The organism is Oerskovia sp. NPDC060287 (assembly GCF_042726775.1).
Lineage (GTDB): Bacteria > Actinomycetota > Actinomycetes > Actinomycetales > Cellulomonadaceae > Oerskovia > Oerskovia merdavium.
On sequence record NZ_JBHXBO010000148.1, the window covers coordinates 1 to 10,252 of the forward strand.

At 70.4% G+C, this 10,252-nt stretch carries 10 protein-coding genes and 1 other RNA gene; 3 read left to right on the forward strand and 8 right to left on the reverse strand.

All coding sequences use genetic code 11. From position 1 onward, the window contains the following. Window positions 1-69 precede the first annotated feature (69 nt). The 3 genes from ACFWFR_RS13255 to ACFWFR_RS13265 all read left to right on the forward strand — a co-directional run bounded on the left by ACFWFR_RS13255 (window position 70) and on the right by ACFWFR_RS13265 (window position 2,154). The gene (locus ACFWFR_RS13255; protein ID WP_377623259.1) at window positions 70-1,041 is read left to right on the forward strand and encodes a DUF4349 domain-containing protein; all 972 of its coding nucleotides are present in this window, start codon (window positions 70-72) and stop codon (window positions 1,039-1,041) included. After that, window positions 1,034-1,396, forward strand: coding sequence for a hypothetical protein (locus tag ACFWFR_RS13260; protein WP_377623260.1), 363 nt, complete (start codon window positions 1,034-1,036; stop codon window positions 1,394-1,396). The genes ACFWFR_RS13255 and ACFWFR_RS13260 overlap by 8 nt, the downstream gene beginning before the upstream one ends. Before the next feature lie 98 nt (window positions 1,397-1,494). Then, window positions 1,495-2,154 carry a DUF4440 domain-containing protein gene (locus ACFWFR_RS13265; protein WP_377623261.1) on the forward strand — a complete coding sequence of 220 codons (660 nt, stop codon included), beginning with the start codon at window positions 1,495-1,497 and terminating at the stop codon, window positions 2,152-2,154. 118 nt (window positions 2,155-2,272) lie between these two features. Here ACFWFR_RS13265 and ssrA read toward each other — a convergent pair. The 8 genes from ssrA to prfB form a co-directional block, all read right to left on the reverse strand. Continuing rightward, window positions 2,273-2,641: a transfer-messenger RNA gene (ssrA, locus tag ACFWFR_RS13270) on the reverse strand. A gap of 127 nt (window positions 2,642-2,768) precedes the next feature. Continuing rightward, window positions 2,769-3,182: a hypothetical protein gene (locus ACFWFR_RS13275; protein WP_377623262.1), complete on the reverse strand. Its 414-nt coding sequence runs from the start codon at window positions 3,180-3,182 to the stop codon at window positions 2,769-2,771. Window positions 3,183-3,297: 115 nt separating this feature from the next. After that, window positions 3,298-5,220, reverse strand: coding sequence for a DUF2207 domain-containing protein (locus ACFWFR_RS13280; RefSeq protein WP_377623263.1), 1,923 nt, complete (start codon window positions 5,218-5,220; stop codon window positions 3,298-3,300). After that, window positions 5,217-5,687 (reverse strand): SsrA-binding protein SmpB, encoded by a 471-nt coding sequence (gene smpB, locus ACFWFR_RS13285; protein ID WP_056650441.1) that lies wholly within the window; start codon window positions 5,685-5,687, stop codon window positions 5,217-5,219. The genes ACFWFR_RS13280 and smpB overlap by 4 nt, the downstream gene beginning before the upstream one ends. Before the next feature lie 118 nt (window positions 5,688-5,805). After that, window positions 5,806-7,170: a peptidoglycan DD-metalloendopeptidase family protein gene (locus tag ACFWFR_RS13290; protein ID WP_377623264.1), complete on the reverse strand. Its 1,365-nt coding sequence runs from the start codon at window positions 7,168-7,170 to the stop codon at window positions 5,806-5,808. A 1-nt stretch (window position 7,171) separates the two neighbouring features. Continuing rightward, a complete protein-coding gene (gene ftsX / locus ACFWFR_RS13295) occupies window positions 7,172-8,083 on the reverse strand; it encodes a permease-like cell division protein FtsX (RefSeq protein WP_377623265.1) in 912 nt (303 codons plus the stop codon). Window positions 8,084-8,087: 4 nt separating this feature from the next. Beyond that, entirely contained in the window at window positions 8,088-8,948 is an 861-nt protein-coding gene (gene ftsE, locus ACFWFR_RS13300; RefSeq protein WP_377623266.1) for a cell division ATP-binding protein FtsE, read from the reverse strand. 155 nt (window positions 8,949-9,103) lie between these two features. Further along, the gene (gene prfB, locus ACFWFR_RS13305; RefSeq protein ID WP_377623267.1) at window positions 9,104-10,159 is read right to left on the reverse strand and encodes a peptide chain release factor 2; all 1,056 of its coding nucleotides are present in this window, start codon (window positions 10,157-10,159) and stop codon (window positions 9,104-9,106) included. Between the last annotated feature and the right edge of the window lie 93 nt (window positions 10,160-10,252).

Consider the following 10,252-nt stretch of genomic DNA (forward strand, 5'->3'; position numbering starts at 1 on the left):
AGTTCACAACACGGTCACGATCTGCCCGAACCCCCACCCTCCGGACGAACCCGCGCCTAGGGTCGTCGCATGCGCACCTCCTCTCGCACGTCGGGCGTCCTCGGGACCGCTCTCCTGGCCGTCCTGCTGCTCGCCGGCTGCACCGGATCGGGAGGCGACGAGTCCCTCTCGGACTCCGCGGGCGCGAACAGCGCGGCCGACGTCGCACCCGAGGCGCCCGCCGAGGCGGCCGGCATCCGGCTCGACGGCGCCGTCGAAGGTGACCTCCGCGAGGTCATCACCACCGGCAGCCTGACCCTGGTCGCCAGCGACCCCCGGACGGCCGTGCAGGCGATCGCCGAGCTCGTCGAGTCGTCAGGCGGCCGCGTCGAGAGCCGGTCCGAGCACTCGGCACAGGACGGCTCCGACGCCTCCGGGCAGATCACGGTCCGTGTACCCGCGGCTCAGGTCACGGCCACCGTCGACGCGCTGGACGGCGTGGGTGAGGTCCAGGACGTCTCCCTCGACGCCGAGGACGTCACGGCGACGGCCATCGACCTCGACGCACGGGTCCAGGCCCTCGGGACGTCCGTGGCGCGCCTCGAGGCCCTCATGGGCCAGGCGGCGACCACGGCCGACCTCCTGGCCGCGGAGAAGGAGCTCACCGCGCGCCAGGCCGAGCTCGAGAGCCTCCAGTCGCAGCGCGCCTCGCTCACCGACCGGGTGGACATGTCGACCCTCCACGTCCAGGTCGTCGCCGAGGCCCCCACCGCGACGATCCGGCCCGCCGGGTTCCTGGGAGGTCTGGACCGCGGCTGGAGCGCACTCCTGACGACGATCGACGGGCTCGTGGTCGTCCTCGGGGTCCTGCTCCCCTGGATCGCCGTCGCGGCCCTCGTCGCCCTCGTGGTGAGGATCGTCGTCCGACGTACGCGCCGCCGTCGGGCAGGGGGCAGCCCGACCGACACCGGGCACGCGCCCCTCTCCGACCCCGACACGGGCCCTGGTGGCTCGCCCCGCGAGACCAAGCCGCTCGTCGAGGCAGGCGACCGCCGTGGATGACGCGGGAGGCGCCCGCCTCGAGACGTACCGCCGCCGGATCGGCCGCCTGCACGGCGCCGACGGACCGGTCGGTCACCTCGTCACCCGTGTCTGCACGCACTGGGAGACCGTGGGCCCCCACTCGTTCCCGACGTACGTCAACCCCGAGGAACGCCTCCAGTGGAGGGTCCACTTCGACGACCCGGCTCGCCCCGACACGTTCAGCGACGACCAGGACCGGTGCGTCGACCTCCTGCGCGGGCACGAGACCGACGCCTGGGAGGCGGGCGTCCTCGAGCTGGACACGCAGACCCTGCGCATCGAGTGGCTCGACGGTCCGGACGCCGACGCGGCCTGGGCGACCAACGGGTGGTAGTCCGTCCCTTGTTCGAGCGCAGTGCCCCGAGCCGGTCGCGGACGTAGCCTGACGGGGACGGCACGAGCAGGGCGAACGTTCCCCGAAGGGTGACGACCATGCATCGGCGACGAGGACGGCCGGACCCGCAGGTCTCCATCGACCTGACCCCGGCGCTGGACGACGACCAGGACGACACTCTCCTCACGGTCTCCACCGCGCCAGGCACGTCGGCCCCACGACGCCGGCCACCGCCTGGCCCCTCCCACCCACGCCGGCAGATCGCGCTCGCCGCACTGGGCGGGCTCCTCGTGGGCGGCGCAACCGTCGCCGCGGTCCAGCTCGTGGCATCCCAGCAACGCGAGATCTCCGGGTCCACGACCGTCGCCGAGCTGCGAGGGGTCGAGATGGAGCGCCTCACGGACCTCGTCGCAGCAGACCGTGACGCCGCACCGTTCGCCGCACACCTCGGCGAGGACTTCCTCCTGGTCGACGTCACCGGGGACGAGACCCCCAGACCCCAGTACCTCGACGATCTCGCGTCGGGGGAACTGGACTTCCGGCAGTTCGAACCGACCAGCGAGATCCTCGTGCGGCTCCACGGACGCACCGCGGTGGTGGAGCACGAGTCGGACGTCGACATCGCGGTCGCGGGGGTCGGCGTGTTCCGGCATCCGGTCCGGACGACCGTCGTGTACGAGCGTCACGAGGACGGATGGTCGGCGGTCCACGAGAGCACCGCGGCACTCGGCGACCTCCCCCGGCCCACCCAGGAGTAGCGGCACGGGCACGAGCCTTCCGGACCGTGCGGGGAGATCCTGGGTACGACGAAGGGCCGCCCGGTGGGCGGCCCTTCGCAGTGACAACTGGGGTGATGCGCCGCCCTGACGGGCGACGTGGTGGAGGTGCGGGGAATCGAACCCCGGTCCGGTGACGCAAATCCAGGTCTTCTCCGGGCGCAGTCTGCTGTTGATTTTCTCGGCCCCAGCACTCACACAGACAAGGTGCTGACGGGCTCAGTCATCTAAGAGTCCCTACGCCGCCGGTGACGAGCGTCGTAAGCAGTGGCTCTCTAACTGACGCCAGGAACCGGGGCGAGAGCAACCCCGGGCTGACGGACTTCGAAGACTCGCTCAGGCGGCGAGTGCGAAGTCGGTGCGCTTGGAATCGGCACCTATTGGTTTGCAGACGTCGTTTACGAGATAAGTCTGCATCCTCGGCCCGCTTCTCCTCGAAGCACGACCACCGTCGAAACCGATCACCCCCTGTGCAGTTGTCAATCACCGACCCGCTCCGTCCCGTCCGTCCGCCGTGGCGTCCGTCCGGTCCGTCACCGGGTCAGCAGTACCAGCCTACGGGATCAACACCACCGTGGGCGAACCTATTTCCGCGGCTACTTCTTCCGGCTCAGCGCATCGACCAGCAGCCCGCCGGCGATACCCAGCAGGAAGACGTCCTTCGCGAGCCCGATCCCCTGCGGCGTGGGACGGATCCCGTCCGCCTCGGTCATCCCCGGCGTCTTGAGATACATCGCGACGAGGCCCGCGGAGAAGGCTCCGAGGCCGAGCGCGACCACGCCCGTCGGGACGAAGGGCACGAGCAAGGCCGTGCCCAGCGAGATCTCGGTCGTGGACAGCGTGCGGGTGAACTGCACAGGGTCCTGGTCCGCGAGGAACGGGAACGTCCCCGCGGCCATGCCGTGGATCCCCTGCACGGTCTCCTCGTCGGCCTTCCGCTTGGTGAGCCCGGAGTTGAGGATGAACGCGCCCGCGGCGACGCGCGGGATGTACTGACGGAGCTTGACCATGGGGCCTCCTCGGCAGGGTGACGGCGACTACCCTGAGACGCTACGTCGTCGGGCAGGAGGATGCATCCTCGCCCGGCGTGTCTCTGCACGGCCCCGACCGCGTCGCGACGAACCGTCACCAGCCACCGACGCCTCCGCCGCCACCGCCACCGCCGCCCGAGAAGCCGCCCCCGCTCGAGAACCCCGAGCCGCCCGAGGAGCTGGGCGTCGCGGCCGAGATCGACGTCGTGGCCGCGTCCGAGAACGCGTCGAGCGACGAACCGAACGACGAGTACCCGACCCAGAACATCCCCGGTCCGTACCCGGGGCCGACGTACCAGGCGGGCTCGGCCACGGACTGCCCCTGCGCGGCGAGCCGTGAGAAGATCCCTGCCCACCGGTCTGCGACGCCGAACACGATCGCGTAGGGCAGGTACCGCGAGAACACGTCCTCGCCCTCCTCGAAGCGCAGCTGCCCGGCCTCGGCCGTCTCGAGGTAACGCCGGAAGCCGAGCGTCTGCGCGAGCATCGCAGTCCCCTCGGCCGTCCTCGCAGGGGCCCTGGACGCCAGCACGAACGCCAGGACGCCGAGCACCGGCAGGGGCGCGGCGACCAGCGCCCAGGTCGGGCCGAAGATCGCACCGAGCGCGATCGCCACCACCGCACCGACCACGACGAGTGCGCCGCCTGCGACGTACCAGTGGTCGCGCACCGTCTTGGGGTTGGCGCGGAACCAACCGCGCCGCGTGACCTCCTCGTAGAGCTCGGACTGCACGAGGGCCATCGAGGCGGCGAACGTCGTCCGGAGGTCCGAGAGCATCACGCTCTCCCGCCCCGCGAAGATCTCGTCCAGGAGCGTGCGCTCGAAGCCGAGCAGGTCCTCGTCCGGTCCCGCCAGCCGGTCCAGCCGCCAGTCGCCGCCCTTGCCCCGCTTGCTCGGTGGCTCGACCTCGACGATCCGCAGGTGACCGCGGACCGCGAGGTCGACGATCGTCGCCGTCACGTCGTGGGGGTCCGCGCGCTCGTCGACCAGCGTCCCGATCTCCCCTGGTCTGCTCGCGGCAGGCGGCGCGAACCGGACCGCGACGGGCAGGCGACGGTCGCGGGGGCCGACCAGCGCCTCGCCGGTCCCGTCGGCCGCGCCGGAGGACACGGGCTGCGCCCCCGGGGTCAGGCCCAGGTACTGCTCGTCCCGTCCGCGCTGCCTGACGCGGTGCGCCATGAACCACACGCCACCACCGAGGAGCAGCGCGCTCAGCCCGCCCGACACCGGGGTCACCTCGAAGGGGCGTTCGCCCGTGGCCTCGGCACGGTCGACCACGACGGGCTCGGCGCCCTCGAACGTACCCGCCGGGTACTCGACGAGCACCGTGAAGAAGGTTCCGGCCGGCACGTCGGCCTGGGTGAAGCTCGCGACGGTCCCGGCCGCCGAGTGGGTCGTGCACGGGTCGGTGGCGCCCGCGGCCCCGGCGAAGCAGCTCGTGCGCGACACGTCCCCGGGACCGTCGAGGGTCACGCTCGCGTTCTCGATGTCGATCTCGGACGTGTCCGGCAGGACGTTCCAGTAGATCTCGTCCTGGCCGTCGGCGCCGGTACCCGGGTTCACCAGACCACGGAGCGTGTACGTGATCGTGTACTGCTCGAGCCCGTCGTACGTCTCGTCGGCGGACCCGACACGCACCAGGAGGTCTCCTCCGCCCTGGTCCGCGACCTCGACGTCGGCTGCGGCGCCCGAGGAGCTCGACGCCCGGACGTCCGAGACCTCGTAGCGCCGCAGGTGGTCAGGGTCCCCGTCGATCTCGAACAGGGTCGGGATCTCGAGCGTGGGCCCATGGCCCTCGTCACCGCGGAAGTCGTAGTCCATGTCGATCGACACGCCCATGGTCCCGTCCCGCTCGACCCGGGCTGCGACGTCGTACCGCGTCACGACGCGGTCCGAGACGTCCGCGGTGGCGACCGGGGTGAGGAGCAGGCCGCCCAGGGCGGTCGCGGCGACCGCGAGGCTCGCGCCCCGTGCGCGCGGCCCGACGACGGCACTCCTCGCGCGCACTCGTGTCACCGGTTCTGCCGGTGGCGCATGGCGCGCTGTGCCTCACGGTTGTCCTGCTGCTCTCGCAGCGCCTGACGCTTGTCGTACTCCCGCTTGCCCTGGGCGAGCGCGATCTCGACCTTGGCCCGGCCGTCGAGGAAGTAGAGGGCGAGCGGGACGATCGTGTACCCCTTCTCGCGCAGCTTGGCCTCGAGGCGCAGGATCTCGTCCTTGTGCAGCAGGAGCTTGCGCTTGCGCCGCGGGGCGTGGTTGTTCCACGTGCCCTGCGAGTACTCCTGGATGTGGACGTTCTCGAGCCACGCCTCGCCGCCGTCGACCGCGACGTAGCCGTCGAGCAACGACGCCCGGCCCTGCCTCAGCGCCTTGACCTCGGTGCCGCTCAGCACCAGCCCGGCCTCGAGCACGTCCAGGATGAGGTAGTCATGGCGGGCCTTGCGGTTGCTGGCGATGATCTTGCGGCCAGTCTCCTTCGCCATGGGTACGTCGTCCGATCTGCTCGAGCTCTGGTGAGGGGTCCAGGAAGGACCCGACCGCGCCGTGCGGCGCGACGTCCCAGGCTACGCGAAACCTGCCCCCGACCTGTAGGTGAATACCTCAGAGCATGGTCTGGGGGTCCACCGTGCTGCCGTTGACGTACACCTCGAAGTGCAGGTGGCAGACCTGGCTCGTCCCCGTCGTGCCCGAGTACCCGATGAGGGTCCCCTGCGCGACGCTCTGTCCGGGAGAGACCGCGAAACGGGACAGGTGGTTGTAGCTCGTCATGAGGTTGGCCCCACCGACCGTGCCGTGGTTGATCATCACCTGGTTGCCGAGGCCACCGTAGCTGCGGGCGAACAGGACCGTTCCCCCGGCCGCCGCATAGATCGGGGTTCCGCAGTAGGCGCGCAGGTCCGTCCCGGCGTGCAGACGGTAGACCCCGGGCAGGAAGGGGTGGTGCCGCATCCCGTACTTCGACGTGATGTGAGGAACCGCGGTCGGGTACGCGAGGAACTTGCCGGTCGACGCGCCACCTCCACCGCCTCCTCCCCCTCCGCCGCCGGAGGTACCGCCGCCACCACCACCGCCACCGCCTGTCGCGGGCGGGGGCTGCTTGGCCGCTTCCTCGGCGGCCTTGCGGTCGCGCTCGGTCTGCGCGGCGATGATGCCCTTGAGCTCGGTCGTGAGGTCGGCCTGTGCCTTCTCGTTGGCCGCGATCTGCGCGAGGGCCGCCTCCTTGCGCGACTCGATCGTCGCCTGCTTCGCCTGCTGCTCGACGATCAGGCCCTCGATCTCGGCCTTCCGATCGGCTGCTGCCTTGCGGGCGGCGTCGGCTGCGACGACGTTCTGGTCGGCCTGCACCTTGAGGTCGGCGATGGTCTCGCGGATCGCCGTCAGGCGGGCCTCGCGGTTGCGCGCGATCGACTCGGCCTCCTGCAGGTCCGTGAGGGTGCGAGCCTGCGTCCGTGCGGCGGTCGAGGACATCGCGTACTGCTCGATGAAGTCGTCGGTGCTCTGCGCCCCCGTGACGATCCCGAGCCCGCTCACCTCGCCCTGCCCCCGGTACGCCTGCCGGGCCATCTCGGCGATGCTGGACTTCGCGGTGCTCACCTTGCCCGCGGACTCCTGGATCTCCTCGCTGATGGCCGCTTCCTCCACCTGCGCGTCCTGGAGCCTGACGGCGAGCTGCGCGGCCTCGCGCTGCGTGCGCTCGAGCTCGGCCTCGGCCTGGTCGAGCTCGGCCTGCGCCACGGGCAGGCGCGCTTCGATGGTCTGCAGGTCGAGGATCGCCTGCGCGAGCTCGGCGTCGGTTCCCTCGAGCTGCGACTCGAGGCCCTCACGGTCCTGCTGCGCCTGGGACTGGCGACGCTCGGCCGCTGCCCGCTGGTCGTCCAGGTCGTCGGCGGTCGCGACGACCGCGGAACCGAGGAGAAGGATCAGGGCAGTGCTCGCAGCAGCGAGACGCCGGGTCAGCTGGGACATGTCACACCCTCGTGTAGCGACTGAGCGTGACGACCGAGGAGATGGCCGCCAGGACGAATGCGATCAGGATCAGGAGCGGCGCGATGCGCAGCACGTCCGTCTCGGAGATGTACGCGATCCAGCTCACGGAGCTCTGCAACCAGTCGGTGACCAGGTACTTGACCCCCAGCCAGAGGCCGCCGACCGCGAGGAGCGCACCCGTCACCGCGGCGATCGCCCCTTCCAGGATGAAAGGCAGCTGGATGAAGAGCTTGGACGCTCCGACGAGCTTCATGATCTCGGTCTCGCGCTGCCTGCTCATGGCCGACAGCCGGATCGTCGTCGTGATCAGGAGCACCGCTGCAAGCATCATCACGACCGCCAGCCCGCCCGACATGAGCGAGGCGCGGTTCAGCGCGAGGAAGAGCGAGTCGAAGATGCGGCGCTGGTCCTCGACGTCCTCGACCCCTGGCCTCCCCGTGACGACGTCGTTGACGACCTCGTAGTTCTCCGGGTTGGTGAGCTTGAGCCGGAACGAGGCCTGCATGTCGTCGACCGTGAGCTGGGTGCCGTTGAACCCGTCGGGGAACCGCTCCTGGAAGGCGGCGAAAGCCTCCTCCTTGGTCTCGAAGAACACGGTCTCGACCTCGTCGCCGAGCTCGCCCGCGAACACACCCTCGAGCGCATCGATCTGCTCGGGCGACGCCTCGCCCCCGGCGCACGTCGGGTTGGGCGAGTCGATCGGGCAGAGGAAGACGGAGACCTCGACCCGGTCGTACCAGTCGTCCTTGAGCTTGTCGATCTGCATCTGGAGCAGCGCCGACGCACCCACGAAGGTCAGCGACACGAAGGTCACGAGGACGACCGAGATCGTCATCGCCAGGTTGCGACGCAGACCGGACCCGATCTCGGCGAGGATGAACTGAGCGCGCACCGGCCTACCACTCCCCTCGGACGGAGGACCGCGCAGGTGCCGGTTCGGATTCGCCGGTCCGCTCGATGACGTCCTCGCCCGGGGCGACGAGCGTCGTCGTGCGGGGCCCGAGGTGCGACCCTGCCCTCCCCGCGAGGTGACCCGACGGCTCGCGCAGCGCGTCGTCGTCGGACAGGGGCACGCCGGCACCGTAGACGCCGTCCTTCTGGTCCCTGACGACGACGCCCGACGCGAGCTCGATCACTCGTTGACGCATCTGGTTGACGAACCCCGAGTCGTGCGTCGCCATGACCACGGTGGTCCCCGTGCCGTTGATGCGCGAGAGCAGGTTCATGATCCCGAGCGAGGTGTTGGGGTCCAGGTTCCCCGTCGGCTCGTCGGCGAGCAGGATCGAGGGGCGGTTGACGAAGGCTCGTGCGATCGCGACACGCTGCTGCTCGCCGCCCGAGAGCTCGTGCGGGCGCCGCTTCTCCTTGCCCTGCAGACCGACCATCTCGAGGACCTCGGGAACCGTCACGGCGATCGTGTGACGCGGCTTGCCCGTCACCTGCAGCGCGAACGCGACGTTCTCGAAGACCGTCTTGTTCTGGAGCAGCCGGAAGTCCTGGAAGACGACGCCGATCTGCCGACGCAGCGACGGGACCTTCCAGCTCGACAGGGTCGAGAGGTCGCGGCCAGCGACGAACACCTTGCCCCGCGTGGGCCGTTCCTCGCGCAGCACCAGGCGCAGGCACGTCGACTTCCCGGAGCCGGACGCACCGACCAGGAAGACGAACTCACCACGCTCGATCTCGGCGGACATGTCGTCCAGGGCAGGCCTGGCGCCACGGGCGTAGACCTTCGAGACGTTCTCAAATCGGATCACAGCAGTTGACCAGTCTCTCGGTGGGGGAAGCGAATTCGTTCGCTGGTCGCCCACGAGAGTAGGCACGCCCCGCAGGGCTGACACCGCTGACACGCCGGGACCGCCCGGATCGGGCAGGGTCGACGCCTGCGGGCTCCACGCGGAGCCCGGGGGCCTCAGGCCTGCTCGGCGCCCCGCCGCCAGCGGATGCCGGCCTCGATGAAGCCGTCGATGTCGCCGTCGAACACACCCGAGGTGTTGCCGACCTCGTACTCCGTGCGCAGGTCCTTGACCATCTGGTACGGGTGCAGCACGTAGGAGCGCATCTGGTCGCCCCAGCTCGCCTTGATGTCGCCGGCCATGGCCTTCTTGGCCGCGCTCTCCTCGGCCTGACGCTGGAGCAGCAAGCGTGACTGGAGGACGCGCAGCGCGGCAGCACGGTTCTGGATCTGCGACTTCTCGTTCTGCATCGACACGACGATCCCCGTGGGGATGTGGGTCATGCGCACGGCCGAGTCGGTCGTGTTGACGGACTGGCCGCCCGGGCCCGACGAGCGGAAGACGTCGACCTTGATCTCCGACTCGGGGATCTCGACCGAGTCGGTCTGCTCGATGAGCGGGATGACCTCGACCGCGGCGAACGACGTCTGCCGACGTCCCTGGTTGTCGAACGGCGAGATGCGCACGAGGCGGTGCGTGCCGGCCTCGACCGACAGGTTGCCGAACGCGTAGGGGGCCTTGACCTCGAAGGTCGCGGACTTGAGGCCCGCCTCCTCCGCGTAGGACGTGTCGAGGACCTGGGTCGGGTAGCCGTGACGCTCGGCCCAGCGCAGGTACATGCGCATGAGCATCTCTGCGAAGTCGGCCGCGTCCACGCCGCCTGCCCCCGCACGGATCGTCACGACGGCCTCGCGGGCGTCGTACTCGCCCGAGAGCAGGGTCTTGACCTCGAGCGCACCCAGGTCCTTGCGGATCTGCTCGAGCTCGGAGGCCGCCTCCGCGAGCGTCTCCGGGTCCCCGTTGTCCTCGGTCGCCATCTCGACGAGCGTCTCGAGGTCGTCGATCCGGTCGCCCATGTTCGTGATGCGGTCCAGCTCGGACTGCGTCTGCGAGAGGGCCGTCGTGACCTTCTGGGCGGCGTCAGGGTCGTCCCAGAGGTCGGGAGCCGACGCCTTGTCCGAGAGCTCCGCGATCTGGACGCGCAGGGCGTCCGGGTTGCTCACGGCGCTGATGGTGCTGCGAGTCCACCGCGGCGCGGACCCGCACCGCCAGGACGGCGATGTCGTCGCGCTGGTCGCTGCCGACCAGGCGCTGGACCAGGGCGT

Excerpts from the sequence above, each read along its gene's own strand:
- ACFWFR_RS13275 (WP_377623262.1), bottom strand. The coding sequence starts at position 3,182 with ATGGTCAAGCTCCGTCAGTACATCCCGCGCGTCGCCGCGGGCGCGTTC.
- smpB (WP_056650441.1), bottom strand. The coding sequence starts at position 5,687 with ATGGCGAAGGAGACTGGCCGCAAGATCATCGCCAGCAACCGCAAGGCC.
- ACFWFR_RS13255 (WP_377623259.1), top strand. The coding sequence starts at position 70 with ATGCGCACCTCCTCTCGCACGTCGGGCGTCCTCGGGACCGCTCTCCTG.
- ACFWFR_RS13265 (WP_377623261.1), top strand. The coding sequence starts at position 1,495 with ATGCATCGGCGACGAGGACGGCCGGACCCGCAGGTCTCCATCGACCTG.
- ACFWFR_RS13290 (WP_377623264.1), bottom strand. The coding sequence starts at position 7,170 with ATGTCCCAGCTGACCCGGCGTCTCGCTGCTGCGAGCACTGCCCTGATC.